Genomic DNA, 22,666 nt, shown 5'->3' with positions numbered 1-22,666 from the left:
CTCCCGGTGCGGGCACCCCGCACCGGTGGGACGACGCACCTACGGAGCGACCTGCGCGCTGATCGGCGCCCTCCTGTCGGCGGGCTGCGTCGTGTCCGTCGGCGGGGTGCCCAGCACCGCCGAACCGCCCCGCTCCGACGTCCGCGCCGGGGTGGTGGAGGTGATGGGCAGCGACGGCGGCGAGGTCGACCAGCTGGCCGCCAACGCGCTCGCCGACCTCCAGGACTTCTGGGACGAGCAGCTGCCCCAGGTCTTCGGCAGCGACTTCGAGCCGCTGAGCGGCGGCTTCTTCAGCGTGGACCCCGACGACGTCGACCCGGCCGTCTACCCGCAGGGGGCCGGCTGCGGCACCGATCCGCGCGACGTGGAGGACAACGCCTTCTACTGCCAGGCCGAGGGCGTCGCGAACTCGGACTCGATCAGCTGGGACCGCGCCTTCCTCGCCGAGCTCGCCGACGGGTCCGGCCGGTTCCTGCCGGCACTGGTGATGGCCCACGAGTTCGGCCACGCGATCCAGTCGCGGGTCGGCTACCCGCGGACGTCGATCCTGACCGAGACGCAGGCCGACTGCCTGGCCGGGGCGTGGACCGCGTGGGTCGCCGACGGCGAGGCCGAGCACACCCGCATCCGGGAGTCCGAGCTGGACCAGGTGCTCGGCGGCTACCTGCAACTGCGCGACCCGGTCGGCACCGGGCAGCGCAACGACCAGGCCCACGGCTCCTTCTTCGACCGGGTCTCGGCGTTCCAGGAGGGGTTCGACGCGGGCACCGAGGCGTGCCGGGACGACTTCGGACCCACCCGCCCCTTCACGCAGGCCGAGTTCCTCCGCGACGAGGACCTCGCCTCCGGCGGGGACGCGCCCTACCCCGAGGTCGGGACGCTGGCGGCCTCATCGCTGCCGGAGTTCTGGACGCGCGCGTTCGACGAGGTGCTCGACGGCGAGTTCGACCCGCCGGCCCTCGAGCCCTTCGACGGCAGCCCGCCCGCCTGCGCCGACGACCCCGACCTGGACCTCGTCGCGTGCCCGGGCGAGGGGGTGGTCGGCTACGACGACACCGATCTCGCCCGGCCGCTCTACGACGAGATCGGCGACTTCGCCGTGCTGACCGCCGTCTCGCTCCCGTACGCGCTGGTCGCCCGCGACCAGCTGGGCCTCTCCACGGACGACGACGACGCCCGGCGCTCGGCGATCTGCCTGACCGGCTGGTACGCCGCCGCGGTGGCCGACGGCGAGCTGTCCGGGATCGTCATCTCCCCGGGCGACGTCGACGAGAGCGTCCAGTTCCTGCTCACCCGGGCGCGGGACGAGGCGGTGCTCCCGGGCCTCGACATCTCCGGCTTCGAGCTGGTCGACCTCTTCCGCGCCGGCTTCCTCGAGGGCGCCTCCGCCTGCAGCGTGGGCGCGTAGTCCTCTAGTAGAGCGCGATCATCAGCTGGCGGCGGGCGGCGGCCACGCGGGGGTCGTCGTCCCCGACGACGGCGAACAGCTCCACGAGGTGCTGGCGCGCGGCGTCCCGGTCGTCGCCCGCGGTGCGCCGGACGGTGTCGACCAGCCGGGCGAAGGCACCCTCGATGTCGCCCATCCCGAGGAGGAAGTCCGCCGCCCGGGTCTGGGCGGCGACGTCCTCGGGAGCGGCGTCGGCGAGGGCGAGCGCATCCGGGCCCGCGGCCTCGGCGCGCTGGAACAGCTGCACCTGCCGCAGCGCCAGGCCCGCGACCGGGTGGTCGGGCTCGACGTCGAGGATCGCCTGGTAGGCCGCCTCGGCGCCGGCCAGGTCGCCCTGCTCGAGCGCCGCCTCGGCGGCATCGAGCCGCGGGTCCTCGGCCTCCGGCTCGGCGGCCTCCCCCTCGCCGGGGACGCCGCCGCCGGTGGTGGCGCGGACGAGCTCGGCGACGAACTGGCGGGCCTGGTCCTCGGGGATCGCGCCGGTGAACTCGGCGACGAGCTGCCCCTGCCACACGGCCTTCACCGCGGGGATGCCCTGCACCCGCAGCCCCTGGGCGAGCGCCGGGTTGGCGTCGACGTCGACCTTCGCCAGCACCCAGGAGCCGCCGCCCTCGCCGGCCAGTCGCTCCAGCACCGGGGACAGCTGCTTGCACGGGCCGCACCACTCGGCCCACAGGTCGAGCACGACCGGGACCTGGAACGACCGGTCCAGGACCTCGCTCTGGAAGGTCTCCTCGGTGACGTCGACGACGGCTGCTCCCGGGGCGCCGGCCGGTGCGGTGGCATTCGGCGGCGGGGCGGCCTGGGCGCGGGCGGCGGCGTCGGACCGGGCCTTGACGGCGGCGAGGTCGACGGCGCCGGACATCGCGGCGGCCAGCTGTGCCTGCTGGGCCTGCGCGCGCGGGTCGGGGCGTCCGGGGCGAGTGGGCTGCATGCCCCCGATGATCCCACCCTGGCCGCGGGCGTGGCGGCGGGTGCCCTCGGTCCCCCACACCGCCGTCCCCACACCGCCGTCCCCGCCGCCGCGTGACGCGCCGCGGAAGTGCCGCCGTGGTGAGCCGGGTGCCGCGCTGCAGCGCGGCACCGGGCACCGTGGCGCGGCAGTGCCGCGGTACGGGGGCCGAGCGGGCAGGCTAGGCGACCGGGGCGGGGCGTAGCGCCGGGACCGAGCGCAGGCCGAACACCTCGCGCAGCGCCAGCTTGGCGGCGTTGTCGCCGCACATCCCGTGCACCGCGGGGCCGGGCGGGGTCGCCGCCGACGCGAGGTAGGTGCCCTCGACCGGGGTCTTGTACGTGTTCCACCGCGGCACCGGCCGGGCGAGCATCTGCCGCAGCGACGCCTCGCCGTTGGAGATGTCCCCACCGATGTGGTTGGGGTTCCACTGCTCCATCTGACCGGCGTCCTTCGTCACGCGCGCCACGATCGTGTCCCGGAAGCCGGGCGCGAACCGCTCGACCTGTGCCTCGATCGCCTCGGTCATGTCGACGTCGGAGCCGTGCGGCACGTGCACGTAGGCCCAGAACACGTGCTCCCCGCCGGGCGCCCGCGTGCGGTCGACGACCGTCGGCTGGACCGCGAGGACGTAGGGCTTCTCCGCGGGCCGGCCGTGGGCAGGGCCGTCCTCGCCGGCGATGGTCTCCTCCAGGTTGCCGGCGACGTGGATGGTGCCCGCGCGGCGGACGTCGGGGTTGGTCCACGGCACCGGCTCGGAGAGGATCCAGTCGATCTTGAAGACGCCCGGCCCGTGCTTGTAGCGCGACACCCAGCGCCGGTAGCCGTCGTTCACCCGGTCCCCGGCCATGCGCACGAACGCCCGCGGGGTGGTGTCGAGCAGGACCGCGGGCACGCCCTCGAACTCGCGCAGGTCGGTCACCTCGTGCCCGGTGACCAGCTCGCCGCCCTGCTGCTCGAAGGCCCGCACCATGGCGTCGGCCAGCTCCTGCGACCCGCCCTCGACCAGCGGCCAGCCGCCGTGGTGGGCCAGCATCCCGAGGAGCATGCCGAGGGCCGACGTCAGCGGGCGGGACAGGTCGAGCATCCCGTGCGCGGCCGCCCCGGCCAGCAGCGCCTGCCCCTCCTCGGTGGAGAAGTTCCGCCGGGCCAGCCACCGCACGTTCGGCAGCCCGGTCAGCCCGAACCGCGCCACCTGGACGGGGCTGTGCAGGGGCAGCCGGCGCAGCATGCTCGAGAGGAAGAAGTCGACGACGTCCTCGCGGTGCTCGACCAGCGGCTCGAAGAGCCGGCGGTAGGCGGCCGCGTCATCGCCCAGGCCGGCCGCCGTCTCCTCCAGGGAGCGGCGGGCGACCGCCGCCCGGCCGCCGTCGAGCGGATGGGCGTACTGGACCTCGGGGTGGACCAGGTTCACCCCGCGGCTGGCCAGGTCGAACTCGCGGAAGAACGGCGAGACCGCTGCCATCGGGTGCACGGTGGAACAGACGTCGTGCCGGACGCCGGAGGTGATCAGCTCCTCGGTGCGCATGCCCCCGCCCGGGCGGTCGGCGGCCTCGACGAGCTGCACGCGCAGTCCGGCGGCCGACAGCCGCAGGGCGGCGGCCAGTCCGTTGGGTCCCGCTCCGACGACGACGGCGTCCGGCTTGCCTGACATCGGCCCAGTCTCGCCGAGTCGGGTCAGAGCTGCGCGAGGAGTTCGTCCGCCGCGCGGAACGGATCGCTCTGCCCCGCCACCACGCGCGCGGCCAGGGCATCCAGCGCCGCGGAACCGCGCACGTCGCCGATCCGCTCGCGCAGCCCCGCCAGCGCGATCGCCTCGATCTCGCGGGCCGCCCGCTCGGTGCGCCGGCGCGGCCCCTCGCCGGAGGACTCCAGCCACTCGGCGTGCCGGTCCAGCTGCTCGACCACCTCGTCGATGCCGTTGTCGACGTCCCGGCTGGCCACCGTGCGGCAGATCGGCGGGCGCCACCAGCCGGGCCGGTCGTGCCGGCCGCCCAGCGACTGCATCGCGCGCAGGTCGCGCGCGGTCTGCGCGGCGCCGTCCCGGTCGGCCTTGTTGACGACGAAGAGGTCGGCGATCTCGAGGATGCCGGCCTTCGCCGCCTGGATGCCGTCGCCCATCCCGGGCGCGACGAGCACCACCGTGGTGTCGGCCAGCGAGGCGATCTCGAGCTCGGACTGCCCGACACCGACCGTCTCGATGAGCACCACGTCGCAGCCGGCGGCGTCCAGCACCCGCAGCGCCTGCGGCGTCGCCCACGACAGCCCGCCGAGGTGGCCCCGGGAGGCCATGGAGCGGATGTAGACCCCGCGGTCGCCGGCGTGGTCCTGCATCCGCACGCGGTCGCCGAGCAGCGCACCGCCGGAGAACGGCGAGGACGGGTCGACGGCCAGCACGCCCACCCGCAGGTCGCGGGCCCGCAGCGCCGTCACCAGCGCCGTCGTCGTCGTCGACTTCCCGACGCCCGGGGAGCCGGTGAGCCCGACCACGCGGGCCGAGCCGGTGTGCGGCGCCAGCGCGGCAGCCACCTCGCGCAGCGCCGGGCTCGCGTCCTCGACGAGCGAGATCAGCCGCGCGACCGACCGCGGGTCCCCCGCGCGGGCGCCGTCGACCAGTGCGGGGACGTCGACAGCACGCCGGCCCCGCCTCCCCGAGGGGGCGGCGGGGCCGGGCGTCTGGACCGCGGTTCCCCCGAGGTCCCCCGAGGTCACGCTGCGGGCGCGGGCACGTGCAGGATCAGGGCGTCGCCCTGGCCACCGCCACCGCACAGCGCGGCGGCGCCCACGCCGCCACCGCGGCGGCGCAGCTCCAGCGCGACGTCGAGCACCACGCGGGCGCCGCTCATGCCGACCGGGTGACCCAGGGCGATGGCACCACCGTTGGGGTTGACCTTCTCCGGGTCGATGCCCAACTCGCGGGTGGAGACCAGCGCGACGGCGGCGAACGCCTCGTTGAGCTCGACCAGGTCGAGCTCCTTGGGGTCGATGCCCTCGCGCTCGCAGGCCTTCTGGATGGCCCGCGACGGCTGGGACTGCAGCGTGGCGTCCGGCCCGGCGACGACACCGTGGGCGCCGATCTCGGCGATCGGGGTGATGCCGAGCTCCGCGGCCTTGGCCGCGCTCATGACGACGACCGCGCAGGCCCCGTCGGAGATCTGCGACGCGGTGCCGGCGGTGATGGTGCCGTCCTTGGCGAACGCCGGCTTGAGCTTGGCCAGGCTCGCCGCGGTCGTGTCGGGGCGGATGCCCTCGTCGTCGGTGAACTCGATCGGGTCGCCCTTGCGCTGCGGGATCAGCACCGGGGTGATCGCCTCGGCGAAGATGCCGTCCTTGTGGGCGCGGGCGGCCTTCTGGTGGCTGCCGGCGGCGAACTCGTCCTGCTCCTCGCGGGTCAGGTCGTAGCGGGAGTTCGCCTGCTCGGTCAGCTCGCCCATCGCCACCTGGTCGAAGGTGTCGGACAGGCCGTCGTGGGCCATCGAGTCGATCAGCGTCGAGTTGCCGAACTTGGTGCCGGTGCGCCCGTTCGCCAGCAGGTGCGGGGCCTGGGTCATCGACTCCATGCCCCCGGCGACGACGACGTCGTACTCCCCGGCGCGGATCAGCTGGTCGGCCATCGCGATCGCGGACAGACCCGAGAGGCAGACCTTGTTGATGGTCAACGAGGGCACCGACATCGGGATGCCGCCGGCGACCGCGGCCGGACGCGCCGGGTTCTGGCCGGCACCGGCCTGGATGACCTGACCCATGATCACGTAGTCGACCTGGTCGCCGGAGATGCCGGCCCGCTCGAGCGCGGCCTTGATCGCGACACCGCCGAGGTCGGCGGCCGAGAAGTCCTTGAGGCCGCCGAGCAGCCGACCCATCGGCGTGCGGGCTCCGGACACGATGACCGAACGGGACTGGGTGGGCTGGCTCATGAGGGCCTCCAGGTGCGCCGGGCGCCGACGCTGGCGACCGGGTCGGTGCGATCCGGTGGAGCGGCCGATGCCGCCGCGAACCGGGTGGGCTGACGGACAGAATAGGACGCCCGATGCAACGAGGGGACCGGGCGGACGGCCACTGTCGCCTGCGCCACACCCGTCCGGGCGGCCCTCCGGTCACCCGGACCTGACGTCCGGGACGTCCTGCGGGAGGATGCCGCCGTGACCGAGACCCAGACCGGCCTGCCCGCGGAGCTGTTCACCACGATCGACCACGTGGGCATCGCCGTCCCCGACCTGGACGAGGCCCTGGCCTTCTACGCGAAGACCTTCGGCGTGCACTCCGTGCACGAGGAGGTGAACGAGGAGCAGGGCGTCCGCGAGGCCATGCTCGCCGTCGGCGACGGCGACACCCGCATCCAGTTGCTCGCGCCGCTGACGCCGGAGTCGACGATCGCCAAGTTCATCGGGCGCTCCGGCCCCGGGCTGCAGCAGCTGGCGTTCCGCGTGGAGGACGTCGAGGCGGTGAGCCAGACCCTGCGCGAGCGCGGGATGCGCCTGCTCTACGACGCCCCCAAGCGCGGCACCTCGAACAGCCGGGTCAACTTCGTGCACCCCAAGGACGCCGGCGGCGTGCTCGTGGAGCTGGTCCAGCCCGCTGCGACGCCGGCGCACTGACGCACCGCTCGCCCGCCGGGTCAGCGCGGCCAGACCACCGGGAACAGCGGGTGGTCCAGCTCCGCCCCGGCGGGCAGCTGCCCGGCCAGCTCCTCGAACGGCGGCGACGTCCGCCACGACCGCGGCGCATGCCGCGCCTCGTCGGAGAGGTAGCGCAGCGACAGCACCCGACGGCGGCCGGGGAACGGGAAACCGGGAGCGCCGTGCACGGTGAGGAAGTCGAAGAACACCGCGTCGCCGGGCTCCAGCTCGTAGGCCCGGATGTCGAACGCCGCACGGTCGGCCTCGACGTCGGGCAGTTCCTCCAGCGACCCCTCGGGGAACCAGCGGGCCTCGCCGGTCAGGAACGTCCGGGGCATCAGCCAGGGTCCGGCGTGAGTGCCTGCCAGCAGCTCCAGACTGCCGGCCGCCGGCACCGGGTCGACCGGGATCCAGGCGCTCACGCCGCGCCCGTCGACGTCGTAGTACGGCTGGTCCTGGTGCCACGGCGTCCGCTGCGCCGTCCGACCCTCCTTGACCAGCACGTGGTCGTGGTAGAGCCGCACCCGCGGGCTGCGCAGCAGCGCGGCGGCGATCTCCGGGACCCGCGAGTGCCGCGCCAGCTGCTCGATCCCCGGGACGTCGGTCCAGCGGCGGAAGTCCTCGACGAAGCGGCCGGGGTCGTCCTCGCCGCTGGCGACCAGGGCCAGGTCGCCCGGCCGGCGCAGCACCTCCTCGATCGCCGCCTCGGCACGCGCCACCTCGGCAGGGTCGAACACCCCGCGCACGCAGACCACCCCGTCGCGGGCGAACTGCTCGACCTGGTCCTGGCTCACCGCGGCCGTGTCCACGGGCGCAGCGTAGGGACCCGGTCCGCCCGCCCAGTGGCGAAGGTCGCGAGGACTCGTCTCGCCCCGCTCGCTACCCGTCAGTAACATCTGCCCCCACCGCACCCCCTCCTCCGAGCCGACGAAGACCCGGGAGACACCGTGGACCAGATCAGGGACGCCATCCTCGCCGACCAGCTGAGCGACATCGGAGGGCTGGCCGTACCGGAGTCCTACCGTGCCGTCCTCGTCCGCAAGGACGAGCAGGACATGTTCGAGGGGCTGGCCACCAAGGACAAGGACCCGCGCAAGTCGCTGCACGTCGAGGAGGTGCCGACCCCGGAGCTGGGCCCGGGCGAGGCGATCGTGGCCGTCATGGCGTCCTCGGTGAACTACAACACCGTGTGGACGTCGATCTTCGAGCCGGTCTCCACGTTCGGGTTCCTGGAGCGCTACGGCCGGGTCTCCGAGCTCACCAAGAAGCACGACCTGCCCTACCACGTCGTCGGCTCCGACCTGGCCGGTGTCGTGCTGCGCGTGGGCCCGGGCGTGAACAAGTGGAAGCCCGGTGACGAGGTCGTCGCCCACTGCCTGTCGGTGGAGCTGGAGGACCCGGCCGGCCACGACGACACGATGATGGACCCGCAGCAGCGGATCTGGGGCTTCGAGACCAACTTCGGCGGGCTGGCCGAGCTGGCCCTGGTGAAGTCCAACCAGCTGATGCCCAAGCCCGCCCACCTGTCCTGGGAGGAGGCGGCCGCGCCCGGGCTGGTGAACTCCACCGCCTACCGGCAGCTGGTCAGCCGCAACGGCGCCAACATGAAGCAGGGCGACACCGTCCTGATCTGGGGTGCCTCCGGTGGCCTGGGGTCCTACGCCACTCAGATGGCCCTCAACGGCGGCGCCATCCCCGTCTGCGTGGTCTCCAGCCCGGAGAAGGCCGAGATCGTCCGCACGATGGGCGCCGAGCTGGTCATCGACCGGTCGGCGGAGCAGTACAAGTTCTGGAAGGACGAGAACACCCAGGACCCCAAGGAGTGGCAGCGGCTGGGGAAGAAGATCCGTGAGCTGACCGGCGGCGAGGACGTCGACATCGTCTTCGAGCACCCCGGCCGGGAGACCTTCGGCGCGAGCGTCTACGTCGCCAAGAAGGGCGGCACGATCGTCACCTGCGCGTCCACGACCGGCTACATGCACCAGTACGACAACCGCTACCTCTGGATGAACCTCAAGAAGATCCTCTCCTCGCACTTCGCCAACTACAAGGAGGCGTGGGAGGCCAACCGGCTCATCGACAAGGGCCTCGTCCACCCGACCCTGTCGAAGGTCTACCCGATGGAGCAGGTCGGCCAGGCCGCCCTCGACGTCCACCGCAACGCCCACCAGGGCAAGGTCGGCGTCCTGACCCTCGCCCCCGAGGAGGGCCTGGGCGTCAAGGACGCAGAGAAGCGCGAGAAGCACATCGACGCGATCAACCGCTTCCGCGGCGTGTGACGAAGGGGGAGGTGCTCCTCCGGGAGCACCTCCCCTCACAGTTCCACGTTCTATCGTCGAGGCACGGCGACCGGGCCGGGCCCGGACCGACACGCCGCCCAGCACCGAAGACTCTGCGAGGATGACCGCATGACCGATCCCCGCCGCGACCTGATGCGCGAGGCCCAGCACTCGTTCGACGTGGTCCTGCGGGGCTTCGACCGCCACCAGGTGGCGGAGACGATCGAGCGGCTCGAGGCCGACATCCGGGTCGCGCTCGCCGACCGCGACGCGGCGATGACCCGCTCGACGGACCTCGCCGGCCAGCTCCAGGCGATGCACGGCGAGATCGACCAGCTGCGCCGCAAGGCCGCGAGCGCCGGTCCCACGACGTTCGAGAACATGAGCGAGCGGATCTCGCACATGCTCCGGCTGGCCGAGGAGGAGGCCGCGGAGATCCGGCAGGCCGCCACCCAGGAGGCCCAGGCACTGCGCGAGCAGACCGCCGCCGAGGAGCGCGCCATGCTCGAGCGGCACGCCGCCGGGCAGGCCGAGGTCGAGCGGCTGCTGTCGGAGGCCCGGCACAACGCCGAGCAGATCGCCACCAAGGCCCAGATCCGGGCCGACGAGCTCGTCGCCAAGGCGCAGGAGAAGGTCGCCCGGCTGGACGCCGAGTCCCAGGCCCGCCGCGCCAAGGTCGAGGAGGACTTCGAGCTCACCCAGCGTGCGCGCCGTACGGAGGCCGCCCGCCTGGAGGAGGAGCGCGACCGCGCCTCGACCGAGGCCGCCCGCCAGCGGGTGGCCGCTGCCGAGCAGCACGCGGCCCAGATGGTCGCCGAGGCCGAGGCCGCGGCCCAGGCCATCCGGAACGTCCGCGACGAGCTGACCGGCCGGCTGCTCGAGGCCCGCCGGCTGCTGGGCTCGCTGCCCGATCTCGGTGACCGCCCGGCCGAGCAGACCCCGCAGCCGGCCCGCCCGAGCGGTGACCAGACCCGCCCCCACCAGACCTCCCCCACCCCGACGCCCCCGCAGCAGACGGCTCCCCAGCAGGGGGCTCCGGCGCAGGCGACCCCGGACCAGCCGGCACCGGCCCGCGGGCCCGCCACCGGAGCCGGTGAGGCCGCCGCCGCACGTCAGCCCGTCCGTCCGCCCGCACCGCCGGCGCAGCCCGCCGTCCAGCGCACCGGAGCGCACCGCACGCAGACCGGTGCGCAGCCCGCCGTCACCCCGCAGGGGCCGACCACGCAGGTCGCCATGCAGACGGTCAGCGGCGACCACGTCAGCACTCCCCCGGCCCAGCAGACCCAGGTCATCCGCCCGGTCAGCGGCCCGCAGCCGGTCGTGCGCCCCCAGCCGGGCACCGGGACCTCGCGCCCGGCCGAGCCGCAGACGCTCGTCCAGCCGGCCGTCTCGGCTGCCGACGTCGCCGCCGACGCGGCGAAGCGCACGGAGGAGCCCGCCGCCGGTGCCACCCGCACCGAGGGCGCCGAGAACGACGCCTCCGCGCCCGCCGCTCGTCGCTGACCCGTTCCGGCCGTCCGGCCGGGCACCCCAGCTCCACCGCGCCCCGACGGAGCCGGTGCGGTACGGAGGAACCGTGCACGACCCCTCCGGGGCCGCACCGGCGCCACAGCCGGGGACCCCCCGCCCTCCCGGGCCCCGGCACGCGGCGCCCGAGGAGCTCCCGGCGGGTGCCGTCGCGTGGCAGAGCCCGGGCACGCCCTCCGGGAGCCGGTCGACACGCCACCGCCGCGGCGGCTCCGGAGCCGGCCGCGGTCGCTGGGCGCTGCTCGCCGCCGTGGTCGCCGCCGTGGTCGCCCTCGCGGTGGTGCTGGTCGTGAGCCTCGTCCGGGACGACGACGGCGGGTCCTCCCCCGCGCCCGCCGCGGGCGGCCCCCCGGTGGAGCTGACGGACTGGCTGGCCACCGAGCTGCCCTCCGGGGGCACCGTCACGGCCGAGCCGGACGTGCGCGCAGCGCTCGTGCAGGCGGGCGTGGACCCCACCGTCCTGCCGGAGTCAGGCAGCCGCGGGGACGCGGGCACCCCGGCGCTGGCCCTGACGACGACCCAACCGGAGGGCAGCCGGCTCCTGGCCCGCTTCGCCGGGGACGGGTCGGCCGATCCGTTGCTGCTCGTCGACCCGGCGCCCGTCGAGCCGACGGCCGACCAGCTCGAGCGCCGGCAGACCCTGGCCGCGGCCGTGCTCGCGAACCCCACGACGCGCGTCGAGGGGAACGCCCGCTCCGTCCTGGAGACCGCCGACGTCGATGCCCGCCTCCTGGCCCTCGTCGCCGGCCTGACCGCCCAGGACGGCGTCGGCCTGTGGGCCTTCCCCCCGCTCCCGGGCGAGGAGCCGGGGGCCGCCCCCGCCCGTCGGGTCGTCGTCGACTCCGTGGGCGGGCAGCCGGTCCCGGCCGACGGGGCGGCCACCCAGCGCCTGGTGGCCTGGCTCGACGCGCAGCTGCCCCCCTTCGCCCCGGACGTCGTGGAGGTCACCGGGGACGGCGTCCTGATCGCGTTCGACTACGTCCCGGGCCCGGACGCCGTCGTCGCGGCGGTCACCCCGTGACCGTCGCCGTGCGGACCGGCCGTCGTGCGGGTACACGTTGTCCTGGGCAGCGGACGCCACGGCACCGCAGCGGTCACGGGGGCCGGGACCATCTCCAGGGGGAACTCATCGTGCGGATCACCCGTGCCGTCGTCGTCGCGCTGCTCGCGGCGCTGTGCACCGCCCTGCCACTGACCACGGCGCAGGCCGCCGACACCGGGCTGCTGCGGCTCGCCCACCTCTCGCCGGACACCCCCGAGGTCGACGTGTACGTCGACTCGGTGTCCTCGCCGGGCGCGGGCCAGACCTTCCCCGGGGTCGGCTACGGCACCGTCTCGGACTACCAGCAGGTGCCGCCCGGCACGTATGCGGTCAGCATGCGGCAGGCCGGCGCCGACCCGGGCAGCCCGCCGGTGCTCTCCACCACGGTCGAGGTCGACGCCGGCCAGGCGCGCACCGTCGCCGGTGTCGGACCGTTCGCCAGCCTCGGCCTGGAGGTGCTCGAGGACGACCTGACCCCGCCGCCGCCCGGCACGGCCCGCGTGCGCGTGGTGGCCGCCGCGGCATCGGCCGAGCAGCTGGGGGTCACCCTCGCCGACGGCACGTCCGTGGCCGGCGACCTGGCGTTCGCCGACACCAGCGACTACGTCGAGGTGCCCGCCGGTGCCTCGACGCTGCAGGTGACCCCGGCGGGCGGCCAGCCCGTCTCCCTGCCGGTGGACGTCGCCGGCGGCTCGGTCTACAGCGTCCTCGTCCTCGACTCCCCCGACGGCGGCCTGACCGTCCGGCCCACGCTCGACGCCGCCGGCACGGAGGCCGTGCCGGCCGGGGGCGTGGAGGCCGGTGCCGGAGGCGCCGCGGCCACGTCGCCGTGGCCACTGATCGGGACGGGTCTCCTGGTCGCGCTCGCCGTCGTCACCGGTCTGCTGGCGCTCGCCGGCCGGACCGGCCGCCGCGTTCCGGCCGGCCGGCACTCGACCGGCTCCTGAGGCGCCGGGTGCGGGCGTCCGCGCGGCACCGCCGGCCGGCGTCCCGGCACCGGGTGCCGCGCTGGCGGCGGCCGGCGACCGTGCGCCTGCTGCTCGCCGTGGTCGCCGTGGTGGCCGGTGCGGTCGCGCTGCTCGCCCCCGGCCCCTCCCCCGCCGGTACCCCGGAGGAGCCGGCCGCCGCGGGAGCCCGGCCGGGTCCGCCGGTGGTCCTCTCGGCGGTGACCACCCGGGCGGTCGCCGAGCCGGTGCGGGTCCGCGTCCCGGGCATCGGCGTCGACAGCCCGCTGGAGCGGTTGGGCATCGACGGCAGCGGCGCGTTGCAGACCCCCGCCGACTACGACCTGGCCGGCTGGTTCACCGGCGGGCCGGCTCCCGGCGACGTGGGGCCGGCGGTGCTGGCCGGGCACGTGGACTCCACCCGCGGTCCCGCGGTCTTCTGGCGGCTCCGTGACCTGGTCCCCGGCGACGAGGTGTTCGTCGACCGCGCGGACGGGACGACGGGACGGTTCACCGTGACCCGCGTCGAGCGCCACCCCAAGGACGCGTTCCCCACCGACGAGGTGTACGGACCCACGACCGGAGCGGAGCTGCGGCTCATCACCTGCGGCGGCGACTTCGACCGCTCGGTGCGCAGCTACCGGGACAACGTCGTCGTCTTCGCCTCCGCCACCTGAGTCAGCGGCGGCGGTCCCGGGCGCGCCAGCAGGCGGTGTGCCAGTGCCGGCGGGTGTCCGCGGCCGAGTCGGTGTCCCACGGGTCCAGGTCGGAGTCACGGGCGTAGGCCGGCCAGGTCACCAGGTGCGGCGTCGCGGGCCGGATCTCCTGGTCGCACCCCGGGCAGCGGTAGCTCTTGGTGCTGGCCGCCCCGGTGAGCGAGCGGACGACCCAGTCACCGTCGGCGGCCTCCTCCACCCGTTCGGCACGCCGGGCCGGGTCCGTCCGGGCAGGACGGGACCCGGCCCGTGCGCGCCGTCGGGGCACGGGTCAGCGGCTGGCGTGGTCGCGGAAGCCGCGCCCGGTCTTGCGGCCGAGGTAGCCCGCGGTGACCAGGTGCTCGAGCAGCGGGGCCGGGGCGAACCCGGGCTCGCGGAACTCGGTGTAGAGCTCCCGCTCGATCGCCAGCGAGACGTCGAGGCCGACGACGTCGAGGAGCTCGAACGGCCCCATCGGGTACCCGCAGCCCACCTTCATGGCGGCGTCGATGTCGTCGGCGGTCGCGTAGTGCGCCTCGAGCATCTTCACCGCGTCGTTCAGGTACGGGAACAGCAGCGCGTTGACGATGAACCCGGCGCGGTCGGTGCACGAGACCGCGTGCTTGTTGAGCTTCGCCGAGACCGCGTGCACGGTGGCGGCCACGTCCGGCGCCGTGGAGATCGTGGACACGACCTCGACCAGCTTCATGACCTGCGCCGGGTTGAAGAAGTGCATGCCGACGACGTCGGCCGGGCGACCGCTGGCCCGGGCGCACTCGATGACCGGCAGGCTCGAGGTGGTCGTGGCGAGCACGGCACCGGGCTTGGCGATCTCGCCGAGGTTGGCGAACAGCGCCTCCTTGACCGGCAGCGACTCGACGACGGCCTCGATGACGAGGTCGCGGTCGGCCATGTCGTCGAGGACGGTGGTCCCCCGCACCCGGCCCAGGGCCTCGTCGCGGGCGGCCTCGTCGAGACGGCCGCGCTGGACCTGCTTGTCCAGCGACTTGGTCAGCGCCGTGACGACGGCGGCGACCTTCTCCGCCGAGCGGGCGTGGAAGACCACGTCGAAGCCGCCCTTGGCGACGACCTCGATGATGCCGGTGGCCATGGTCCCGGAGCCGATGACGCCGACCAGCTGCACCGGCCGTGCACCCTCGGCGGCCCCGCCCGGCGTCGGGGTCAGCGCGTCGGCGACGACCTCGGCGGAGTCCCGCTGCGCGTAGGTGTAGAAGCCCCGGCCGGACTTCCGGCCCAGCAGCCCCGCCGTCATCATCTGCTTGATGACGGGTGAGGGCGCGTGCAGCCGGTTGCGCGACTGCTTGTACATCGTGTCGAGGATCTCGTAGGCGGTGTCGATCCCGATCAGGTCCATCAGCGCCAGCGGGCCCATCGGCAGGCCGCAGCCCAGCCGCATGGCCGCGTCGATGTCCTCGCGGGAGGCGTACCGGGCCTCGTACATGGAGACCGCGTGGTTGAGGTAGCCGAACAGCAGCGCGTTGGCGATGAAGCCGGCACGGTCGCCGATGGTGACGTCGACCTTGTCCAGGCGGATGGCCAGCGCCTCGACGTCCTCGACCACCGACGGCTCGGTGACGACGGTGCGCACCACCTCGACGAGCTTCATCACCGGCGCCGGGTTGAAGAAGTGCATCCCGATCACGCGGCCGGGCCGGGCGGTGGCCACCGACAGCTCGGTGACCGAGAGGCTGGACGTGTTGGTGGCCAGGATCGTGTCCGGCGGGCAGATCGCGTCGAGCTTGCCGAAGACCTCGGTCTTCAGCTCCATCCGCTCGGGGACGGCCTCGATGACCAGTTCGGCCTCCGCCAGGTCCTCCAGCGACGTGCTGAACCGGATGCGGCCCAGGATCTCGTCCCGGTCGGCCGCCTCCAGCTTGCCCCGGCTGACCGCGCGCCCGGTGGACTGCTCGACGTGCCCCCGGCCGCGGGCGACCGCGTCGTCGTCGACGTCCACGGCGGTCACCGACAGGCCCGCGCGGGCGAGCACCTCACTGATCCCGGCGCCCATGGTCCCCAGGCCGACGACGCCGACCTCGGTCAGTTCTCTGGCCACGCTGCCATCTCCTCCCGATCGTTGATCGACGGGAGTCTCCCACCCTGGGCAGCCCGCCGCTCACCGGGGTTACTGGCGAGTAACGAGCGTCCCGGCCCGAGCACCGACCCGTCTGCCTGGCTACGGTGCGCGGGTGGTCGCCGTCCTCCTCACGGGCATGTCCGGTGCCGGCAAGACCACGGTGCTCGCCGAGCTGGCCGCGCGCGGCTTCCGCGTCGTCGACACCGACGACGACGGCTACAGCACCGAGCGGTGGTGCGCGGAGGAGTCGCAGCCGGAGACCGTGTGGCGCGAGGACCGCATCGACGCGCTGCTCACCCGGCACGAGCAGGAGCTGCCGGACGAGCCGCTGTTCGTGTCCGGCTGCGTCTCCAACCAGGGGGTCTTCCGCTCCCGCTTCGCGGCCGTCGTCCTGCTGAGCGCGCCGGTCGAGGTGCTGCTGGAGCGGCTGGCCACGCGGACCACCAACGACTTCGGGCGGACGGCGGGCGAGCGGCGACGCGTCCTGGCCGACCTCGCCGTCGTGGAGCCACGGCTCCGGGCCACGGCGGACGCGGAGGTCGACACCCGCGCACCGGTGGCCGACGTGGCCGACCGGGTGCTCGGGGTCCTCGCGGCTAGAACAGCCGCTGGGAGGGGTCGTCGGTCCCCTTGAGGACGGCGTAGTCGACGGTCACGCAGTCGATGCCACGGTCGGCGGCGAGGACGCGGGCCTGGGGCTTGATCTCCTGCGCGGCGAAGACGCCCTTCACCGGCGCGAGCAGCGGATCGCGGTTGAGCAGCTCGAGGTAGCGGGTCAGCTGCTCGACGCCGTCGATCTCGCCCCGCCGTTTGATCTCCACGGCGACCGTCGCTCCGCTCGCGTCCCGGCAGAGCAGGTCGACCGGGCCGATCGCCGTCGGGAACTCCCGGCGGACCAGCGACCAGCCGTCACCGAAGGTCTCGACGTGCAGCGCCAGCAGGCGTTGCAGCTCGGCCTCCACGCCGTCCTTCTGCAGGCCCGGGTCGACGCCCAGCTCGTGCGAGGAGTCGTGCTCCACCGACTCGATGGTGATGACCAGCTGCTCGCCGGCCTTGTTCGTGACCGTCCAGGTGCCGGCCCCGTCGGCGAGCTCCTCGCGCAGGGAGCACGGCGGGCTCATCCAGTTCAACGGCTTGTAGGCGCGGTCGTCGGCGTGCACCGACACCGAGCCGTCGGCCTTGACCAGCAGCAGCCGCGAGGCCATGGGGAGGTGGGCGGTGAGCCGCCCGATGTAGTCGACCGAGCAGCGGGCGATGACCAGACGCACGGGGAGCGACGGTACGGGACGCCCGGGGCGGCCGGGACGCCGCGGGAACCCGGACGCGCCGGTGGACGTCCTGCGGGTGTGACCCGGACCCCACTGCGCGCGGCGCTCACAGTGCTCGCCCTGCTCGCGCTGGCCGCCTGCGCCGACCGGCCGGCCGACGACGACGGCGACGCGGCGTCCCCCGGGTCGTCGTCCCCGCCGGTGTCCCTGCCGCCCGCCGGCAGCCTGGTGCTCCTGGTCGAGCACACCGGGGGCTTCGTCACCCCGGACACCACGGCCTCCCGGCTGCCGCTGGTCGGCGTCTACTCCGACGGCCGGGTCGTCACCGAGGGCCCGGTCATCGCGATCTACCCGGGACCCGCGCTGCCCAACGTGCAGGTGACACCGATCCCCGGGGAGACCGTCCAGCAGCTGGCCGAGCAGGCGCTGGCCGCCGGGGTCGCGGAGACCGCCGACCTCGGCTCACCGCCGATCGCGGACGCGCCGTCCACCCGCTTCACGCTGGTCACCGGCGAGGGCACGTACGTGCGCGAGGTCTACACCCTCGCCGAGTCCGTCGGCGCCGACGACGGCCTGACCCCCGAGCAGCGGGCGGGCCGCGCCGCGCTGCAGGAGCTGCTCGACGCGCTGACCGCGACCACCGACGCGGCGGCCGAGTCCTACGCCCCCGCCACCATGGCCGTGGTGACCCGCCCGTGGACCGACGGCGACGTCGACCCGGAGCTGCCGCAGCCCGACGTCACGTGGCCCGGGCCGCCCCTTCCCGGCGAGCCGCTGGCGGCCGGGCTCGGCCTGTCCTGCCTGACCGTGACCGGCACCGACCTCGCACCGGTGCTGGAGGCGGCGGCCAGTGCGAACGCACGCACGGGCTGGCTCGCGGCGGACGGCTCCCGCTGGGCGCTGACCTTCCGCCCCCTCCTGCCGCACGAGACCGGCTGCGCCGACCTCGGCGGCTGACCCCGCCCCTCCCGCTCAGGCGCCGAGGTGGGCCAGCGCCTGGAGCAGCAGGGTGCCCTGCCCGCCGGCCAGCTCGGCCAGCACGGCCGGGTCCCGCACCTCGTCCGGGGTGAACCAGGTCAGCTCGAGCGCGTCCTGCTGCGGCGCGCAGTCGCCCTCGACCGGGACGACGTAGGCCAGCGACACCGCGTGCTGCCGCGGGTCGTGGAAGGGCGTCACCCCGGGCGTCGGGAAGTACTCCGCGATCGTGAACGGCTGCGGCGCCGGCGGGACCCTCGGCAGCGCCAGCGGACCGAGGTCCTTCTCCAGGTGGCGCAGCAGCGCCGAGCGCACCCGCTCGTGGTACAGCACGCGGCCGGACACCAGGGCCCGCTTGACCTGGCCGTCCTCGCCCATCCGCAGCAGCAGCCCGACGGCGGTGACCGTCCCCTGCGCGTCCACCCGCACGGGCACCGCGTCCACGTAGAGGATCGGCAGCCGCTGACGGGCGGCGTCCATCTCCTCCGGGGAGAGCCAGCCGGTGTCGGACTCGGTCACGTCGGTCACCGGCACTTTCTATCCGACGACGTCCGAGCGGACCCGGCCGGGCACGAGGGTCCCGCGTCAGTCGGTCCAGACCGGCGGGCGCTTCTCCAGGAAGGCGGCCATCCCCTCACGGGCGCCGTCCAACTGGCTCGCCGCCGCCATCACCTCGACGGCGACGTCGTAGGCGTCGCGCTCGGGGCGGTCCAGCTGGGCGTACATCGTCGACCGGCCCCACGCCTTGCTGGCCCGGGAACCGCGGGTGGCCCGGGCCATCAGGTCGGCGACCGCGGCGTCGAGCTCGCCGTCGGGCACGACCCGGTTGACCAGTCCCCACTCCAGCGCGGTCCGCGCGTCGATCACGTCCCCGGTCAGCGCCAGCTCCATGGCGCGCTTGCGGCCGACGTTGCGGGAGATCGCGACCATCGGGGTGTGGCAGAACCAGCCGCCCTTCCCGCCGGGAGCGGCGAACCCGGCCGACTCGGCGGCGACGGCGAGGTCGCAGGAGGCGACCAGCTGGCAGCCGGCCGCGGTCGCCAGCCCGTGCACGCGGGCGAGCACGACCTGCGGCACCTGCTGCAGCGTCTGCATGAGCTCGGTGCACAGCGCCAGCAGGCTGCGCACCTCCGGCAGCGGGCGCCCGGAGACGTCGGCGAAGTCGTGGCCGGCGCTGAACACCGGCCCCTCGGCGGCCAGCACGAGCCCCGCGGCGTCGGTCCCCCCGACGTCGGTGACCGCCGCCAGGAGCTGGGTGAGGTGCTCGCGGGACAGCGCGTTGCGCCGGGCGGGCCGGCACATCGTGAGGGTGACGACGTCGCCGTCGCGCTCGACCCGGGGTGCGCCCTCGCTCATGCTCCGACGCTAGCGAGTGCCGGGCCCCGGGGCACCCTGCGCCGGCAGCGACGGCAGCGACGGCAGCGACGGCACGCCGTACCCGCCGGACCGCGGCATCGGCAGTCCGCCGTCGCGGCTCCCCGCGTGCAGCAGGCCCCGCCCGCGGGCCTTCGCGCCGTACATGGCCAGGTCGGCCTCGGCCAGGACGTCGGTGAAGGTGGTCCCCTGCTCGGCCACGGCCAGCCCGATGCTCACCGAGACCCGCACGGTCCGCCGGCCCACCTCGATCTGGTCCACCAGCTCGCTGACCAGCCGCTCGCCGACCGCGGCGGCGTCGTCCCAGCCCAGGCCGGGCAGCACGACCGCGAACTCGTCGCCGCCGAGCCGGCCGACCACCGCGCCGGGGAACGTGGCCAGTCCCGACTCCAGGCGCCCGGCCAGCCGGGCGAGCAACTGGTCGCCCACGGCGTGACCGGCGCGGTCGTTGACCTCCTTGAACCGGTCGACGTCGACGAAGAGGACGGCGCCCCCGCGCGGCGACAGCGCCTCCTGGCCGGCCTCCAGCAGGTGACCACGGTTGGCCAGCCCCGTCAGCGGGTCCTGGCGCGCGGTACGGGTGAGGGCCCCGCGCCAGCCGTCGGCGTCGATGGCGATCGCGGACAGCCGCGCCACGGTGTCGTCCAGGGCCAGCCGCTGCTGCCCGTCCGCCTCGGGGGCCAGCTCGCGCACGGTGGCGGCGACCAGGTCGAGGACCTCCTCGAGCGGGCAGCCGGTCGCGACCGACTCCAACGCCCTGCTCTGCAGTGCCAGCAGCCGAGCGTCCCACCGGTGCGCGGCCACCTGCCGGCGCAGCGACAGCACGCTGCGCACCAGCCGGACCTGGATCTGCAGGATCTCGAGGTCCGCGTCGACGAAGGTGCGGACGTCGTCGTCGAAGACCCCCAGCGAGCCCAGCACGAAGCCGTCCGCATCGACCAGCGGGACGCCGAGGTAGGACCGGATCGCCCCGGCGGCCACGGCCGGGTTGTCGGCGAACACCGGGTGCGCCAGGGCGTCGTCGACCGCGAGCGGCTCCCCGGTGGCCACCACGTAGGCGCAGAACGACAGCTCGTCGGGCACCTCGGTGAACGGCGTCCCGACGCCGATCTCGGCCGCGTAGCACTGCAGGTCCGGGCCGACCAGGTTGATCACCGCGATCGGCGCGTCGAGGGCCCGCGCCATGTGGGCGACGACCGCGTCCAGGTCGTCGTCCCCGGCGTGGCCGTCCAGCCGGTAGCTGGCGAGAGCCGCGAGCCGGGCAGGGTCGGCGACGGCGCTGCGGGGTGACTCCATCCCGGTCAGGCTAACCGCTGAGCGTCACCGTGCACACACGTTCCGGCACGAAAACTCGGGACTCTATGCCGGCGCGGGCACCCGGTCGTCGGGGTGGGCGGGGAGGCCGTTGGCGGCGCGGACGACGTCGACGATCTCGCCCATGATGTCGGTCAGCCCGAAGTCCTTCGGGGTGAACACCCGGGCCACGCCCTGCTCGCGCAGCCGCCGGGCGTCGCTGTCGGGCACGATCCCGCCGACCACGACCGGGACGTCGTCCAGCCCGGCCTCCTTCAGGCCGCGCAGCACCGCAGGCACCACCTGCAGGTGCGAGCCCGACAGCACCGACAGGCCGACGACGTGCACGTCCTCCTCCACGGCGGCCGACACAATCTGGGCGGGCGTGAGCCGGATGCCCTGGTAGACCACCTCGAAGCCGGCGTCCCGGGCCCGCACCGCGATCTGCTCGGCGCCGTTGGAGTGGCCGTCGAGGCCGGGCTTGCCGACCAGGAACCGCAGCCGGCCGCCCAGCTCCTCGCCGGTGGACCGCACCCGCTCGCGGATCTCGGCCAGGCCCTCGCCCGCCCCGCCGCCGGATGCCGCCGAGACGCCCGTGGGCGCCCGGTACTCCCCGAACACCTCGCGCAGGACCCCGGACCACTCCCCCGTCGTCACGCCGGCCCGGGCGCACTCGAGGGTGGCCGCCATGAGGTTCTCGTCGGTGCCGGCGGCCTGCCGCAGCCGCTCCAGCGCCCGCTCCACCGGCTCCGGGTCGCGCTCGGCGCGCCACGTCCGGACGGCCTCCTGGGCCGCGTTCTCGACCGCCGGGTCGACGACCATGATCGCGGCGTCGAGGTCGGCGGTGAGCGGGTTGGGCTCGGTGCTGTCGAACTTGTTGACGCCGACGACGACGTCGTCGCCGCTCTCCATCCGCCGCCGCCGCTCGGCCAGCGAGGCCACGAGCTGGCCCTTCATGTAACCGGACTCGACCGCGGCCACCGCGCCGCCCATCTCCTCGACCCGCGCCATCTCGGCGCGGGCACCCTCGACGAGGTCGGCGACCTTCTGCTCCACGACGACCGAGCCGGTGAACAGGTCGTCGTACTCCAGCAGGTCGGTCTCGTAGGCGAGCACCTGCTGCAGCCGCAGCGACCACTGCTGGTCCCACGGGCGGGGCAGGCCGAGCGCCTCGTTCCAGGCCGGCAGCTGCACGGCGCGGGCGCGGGAGTCCCGGGAGAGGGTCACGGCGAGCATCTCCAGCACGATGCGCTGGACGTTGTTCTCCGGCTGCGCCTCGGTGAGGCCGAGGGAGTTGACCTGGACGCCGTAGCGGAACCGGCGGTGCTTCGGGTTCTCGACGCCGTAGCGCTCCTCCGTCAGCTCGTCCCAGAGCTGGGTGAAGGCGCGCATCTTGCACATCTCCTCCACGAAGCGGACACCCGCGTTCACGAAGAAGGAGATGCGGGCGACCACCTCGCCGAAGGCCTCCTGCGGCACCTGGCCGGAGTCGCGCACCGAGTCGAGGACGGCGATCGCGGTGGAGAGCGCGTAGGCGATCTCCTGCACCGGCGTCGCGCCGGCCTCCTGCAGGTGGTAGCTGCAGATGTTGGTCGGGTTCCACTTCGGCATGGCCGTCACCGTGTACGCGACCATGTCGGTGATCAGCCGCATCGAGGGCCCGGGCGGGAAGACGTAGGTCCCGCGCGACAGGTACTCCTTGATGATGTCGTTCTGCGTCGTGCCGGCCAGCTTGCTGACGTCGTGCCCGTGCTCCTCGGCGACCGCCTGGTAGAGCGCGAGCAGCCACATGGCCGTGGCGTTGATCGTCATGGACGTGTTCATCTCGTCCAGGGGGATGCCGTCGAACAGCGCCCGCATGTCGCCGATGTGCGTGACCGGGACGCCGACCTTGCCGACCTCACCGACGGCGAGCTCGTCGTCGGGGTCGTAACCGGTCTGCGTCGGGAGGTCGAAGGCCACCGACAGACCGGTCTGGCCCTTGGCCAGGTTGCGGCGGTAGAGGGCGTTGGACTCGGCAGGCGAGGAGTGACCCGCGTAGGTGCGCATGACCCAGGGGCGGTCGCGCTCCTCCGGCGACGAGGGGAACGGCATGGAGGGAGGATAGGGCGGTTACCGGCCAGTAGCATCCCCGCCCCGGGGAGTGCGTCCGGTGG

At 74.5% G+C, this 22,666-nt stretch carries 21 protein-coding genes; 9 read left to right on the top strand and 12 right to left on the bottom strand.

The features are described 5' to 3' along the window. Positions 1-25: 25 nt before the first annotated feature. Positions 26-1,408: a neutral zinc metallopeptidase gene (locus N555_RS0117605; protein ID WP_029432814.1), complete on the top strand. Its 1,383-nt coding sequence runs from the start codon at positions 26-28 to the stop codon at positions 1,406-1,408. Between the two features lie 4 nt (positions 1,409-1,412). Here N555_RS0117605 and N555_RS0117600 read toward each other — a convergent pair whose 3' ends face one another. From N555_RS0117600 to N555_RS0117585, 4 genes are all read right to left on the bottom strand, one after another. Continuing rightward, the gene (locus tag N555_RS0117600; RefSeq protein ID WP_029432813.1) at positions 1,413-2,381 is read right to left on the bottom strand and encodes a tetratricopeptide repeat protein; all 969 of its coding nucleotides are present in this window, start codon (positions 2,379-2,381) and stop codon (positions 1,413-1,415) included. 199 nt (positions 2,382-2,580) lie between these two features. Beyond that, the gene (locus N555_RS0117595) at positions 2,581-4,053 is read right to left on the bottom strand and encodes a phytoene desaturase family protein (RefSeq protein ID WP_029432812.1); all 1,473 of its coding nucleotides are present in this window, start codon (positions 4,051-4,053) and stop codon (positions 2,581-2,583) included. Between the two features lie 23 nt (positions 4,054-4,076). Further along, positions 4,077-5,111 carry a methylmalonyl Co-A mutase-associated GTPase MeaB gene (gene meaB, locus N555_RS0117590; protein WP_081866314.1) on the bottom strand — a complete coding sequence of 345 codons (1,035 nt, stop codon included), beginning with the start codon at positions 5,109-5,111 and terminating at the stop codon, positions 4,077-4,079. After that, entirely contained in the window at positions 5,108-6,316 is a 1,209-nt protein-coding gene (locus tag N555_RS0117585) for an acetyl-CoA C-acetyltransferase (RefSeq protein ID WP_029432810.1), read from the bottom strand. The genes meaB and N555_RS0117585 overlap by 4 nt, the downstream gene beginning before the upstream one ends. A gap of 225 nt (positions 6,317-6,541) precedes the next feature. On the opposite strand from N555_RS0117585, the gene mce reads away from it, so the two are divergent. Beyond that, a complete protein-coding gene (gene mce / locus N555_RS0117580; protein WP_029432809.1) occupies positions 6,542-6,997 on the top strand; it encodes a methylmalonyl-CoA epimerase in 456 nt (151 codons plus the stop codon). 20 nt (positions 6,998-7,017) lie between these two features. On the opposite strand, the gene N555_RS0117575 is transcribed toward mce, so the two are convergent. Further along, positions 7,018-7,827 (bottom strand): phytanoyl-CoA dioxygenase family protein, encoded by an 810-nt coding sequence (locus tag N555_RS0117575; RefSeq protein ID WP_029432808.1) that lies wholly within the window; start codon positions 7,825-7,827, stop codon positions 7,018-7,020. Between the two features lie 138 nt (positions 7,828-7,965). On the opposite strand from N555_RS0117575, the gene ccrA reads away from it, so the two are divergent. The 5 genes from ccrA (at position 7,966) to N555_RS0117545 (ending at position 13,487) form a co-directional block, all read left to right on the top strand. After that, a complete protein-coding gene (gene ccrA, locus N555_RS0117565; protein WP_029432807.1) occupies positions 7,966-9,297 on the top strand; it encodes a crotonyl-CoA carboxylase/reductase in 1,332 nt (443 codons plus the stop codon). 129 nt (positions 9,298-9,426) lie between these two features. Next, a complete protein-coding gene (locus N555_RS26155) occupies positions 9,427-10,800 on the top strand; it encodes a coiled-coil domain-containing protein (RefSeq protein WP_197029058.1) in 1,374 nt (457 codons plus the stop codon). Positions 10,801-11,074: 274 nt separating this feature from the next. Beyond that, on the top strand, positions 11,075-11,845 hold the full coding sequence (locus tag N555_RS0117555) for a hypothetical protein (protein ID WP_156036402.1): 771 nt from the start codon (positions 11,075-11,077) through the stop codon (positions 11,843-11,845). Positions 11,846-11,955: 110 nt separating this feature from the next. Beyond that, positions 11,956-12,813, top strand: coding sequence for a DUF4397 domain-containing protein (locus N555_RS0117550; RefSeq protein ID WP_081866312.1), 858 nt, complete (start codon positions 11,956-11,958; stop codon positions 12,811-12,813). An 8-nt stretch (positions 12,814-12,821) separates the two neighbouring features. Continuing rightward, on the top strand, positions 12,822-13,487 hold the full coding sequence (locus N555_RS0117545; protein ID WP_231502959.1) for a class F sortase: 666 nt from the start codon (positions 12,822-12,824) through the stop codon (positions 13,485-13,487). 1 nt (position 13,488) lies between these two features. Here the strand turns inward: N555_RS0117545 and N555_RS26150 are convergent, their stop codons facing one another. Next, positions 13,489-13,725 carry a hypothetical protein gene (locus N555_RS26150; RefSeq protein WP_029432802.1) on the bottom strand — a complete coding sequence of 79 codons (237 nt, stop codon included), beginning with the start codon at positions 13,723-13,725 and terminating at the stop codon, positions 13,489-13,491. A gap of 72 nt (positions 13,726-13,797) precedes the next feature. Continuing rightward, positions 13,798-15,579 (bottom strand): 3-hydroxyacyl-CoA dehydrogenase family protein, encoded by a 1,782-nt coding sequence (locus N555_RS0117535; protein ID WP_029432801.1) that lies wholly within the window; start codon positions 15,577-15,579, stop codon positions 13,798-13,800. Between the two features lie 133 nt (positions 15,580-15,712). On the opposite strand from N555_RS0117535, the gene N555_RS0117530 reads away from it, so the two are divergent. Then, a complete protein-coding gene (locus N555_RS0117530; protein ID WP_197029057.1) occupies positions 15,713-16,234 on the top strand; it encodes an AAA family ATPase in 522 nt (173 codons plus the stop codon). On the opposite strand, the gene nucS is transcribed toward N555_RS0117530, so the two are convergent. Next, positions 16,197-16,868 carry an endonuclease NucS gene (gene nucS / locus N555_RS0117525; RefSeq protein ID WP_029432799.1) on the bottom strand — a complete coding sequence of 224 codons (672 nt, stop codon included), beginning with the start codon at positions 16,866-16,868 and terminating at the stop codon, positions 16,197-16,199. The genes N555_RS0117530 and nucS overlap by 38 nt on opposite strands. Positions 16,869-16,946: 78 nt before the next feature. Between nucS and N555_RS0117520 the strand changes: the two genes are divergently transcribed. Next, positions 16,947-17,825: a hypothetical protein gene (locus tag N555_RS0117520; RefSeq protein WP_029432798.1), complete on the top strand. Its 879-nt coding sequence runs from the start codon at positions 16,947-16,949 to the stop codon at positions 17,823-17,825. 15 nt (positions 17,826-17,840) lie between these two features. Here N555_RS0117520 and N555_RS0117515 read toward each other — a convergent pair whose 3' ends face one another. The 4 genes from N555_RS0117515 to N555_RS0117500 all read right to left on the bottom strand — a co-directional run bounded on the left by N555_RS0117515 (position 17,841) and on the right by N555_RS0117500 (position 22,604). Next, positions 17,841-18,371, bottom strand: coding sequence for an NUDIX hydrolase family protein (locus tag N555_RS0117515; RefSeq protein WP_029432797.1), 531 nt, complete (start codon positions 18,369-18,371; stop codon positions 17,841-17,843). A gap of 57 nt (positions 18,372-18,428) precedes the next feature. Then, positions 18,429-19,199, bottom strand: a complete 771-nt coding sequence (locus tag N555_RS0117510) for an enoyl-CoA hydratase-related protein (RefSeq protein ID WP_029432796.1) — start codon at positions 19,197-19,199, stop codon at positions 18,429-18,431. A gap of 9 nt (positions 19,200-19,208) precedes the next feature. Beyond that, positions 19,209-20,513 carry a GGDEF domain-containing protein gene (locus N555_RS0117505; RefSeq protein WP_029432795.1) on the bottom strand — a complete coding sequence of 435 codons (1,305 nt, stop codon included), beginning with the start codon at positions 20,511-20,513 and terminating at the stop codon, positions 19,209-19,211. A gap of 63 nt (positions 20,514-20,576) precedes the next feature. Next, the gene (locus tag N555_RS0117500; protein ID WP_034511250.1) at positions 20,577-22,604 is read right to left on the bottom strand and encodes a protein meaA; all 2,028 of its coding nucleotides are present in this window, start codon (positions 22,602-22,604) and stop codon (positions 20,577-20,579) included. Positions 22,605-22,666: the final 62 nt, after the last annotated feature.

Source organism: Blastococcus sp. URHD0036 (assembly GCF_000701365.1).
Lineage (GTDB): Bacteria > Actinomycetota > Actinomycetes > Mycobacteriales > Geodermatophilaceae > Trujillonella.
This window is presented reverse-complemented; position numbering and strand designations above follow the sequence as displayed.

Coding starts and splice junctions, on each gene's coding strand:
- N555_RS0117500 (WP_034511250.1), bottom strand. CDS start 22,604: ATGCCGTTCCCCTCGTCGCCGGAGGAGCGCGACCGCCCCTGGGTCATG.
- N555_RS0117585 (WP_029432810.1), bottom strand. CDS start 6,316: ATGAGCCAGCCCACCCAGTCCCGTTCGGTCATCGTGTCCGGAGCCCGC.
- N555_RS0117510 (WP_029432796.1), bottom strand. CDS start 19,199: ATGAGCGAGGGCGCACCCCGGGTCGAGCGCGACGGCGACGTCGTCACC.
- N555_RS26155 (WP_197029058.1), top strand. CDS start 9,427: ATGACCGATCCCCGCCGCGACCTGATGCGCGAGGCCCAGCACTCGTTC.
- N555_RS0117505 (WP_029432795.1), bottom strand. CDS start 20,513: ATGGAGTCACCCCGCAGCGCCGTCGCCGACCCTGCCCGGCTCGCGGCT.
- N555_RS0117595 (WP_029432812.1), bottom strand. CDS start 4,053: ATGTCAGGCAAGCCGGACGCCGTCGTCGTCGGAGCGGGACCCAACGGA.
- N555_RS0117600 (WP_029432813.1), bottom strand. CDS start 2,381: ATGCAGCCCACTCGCCCCGGACGCCCCGACCCGCGCGCGCAGGCCCAG.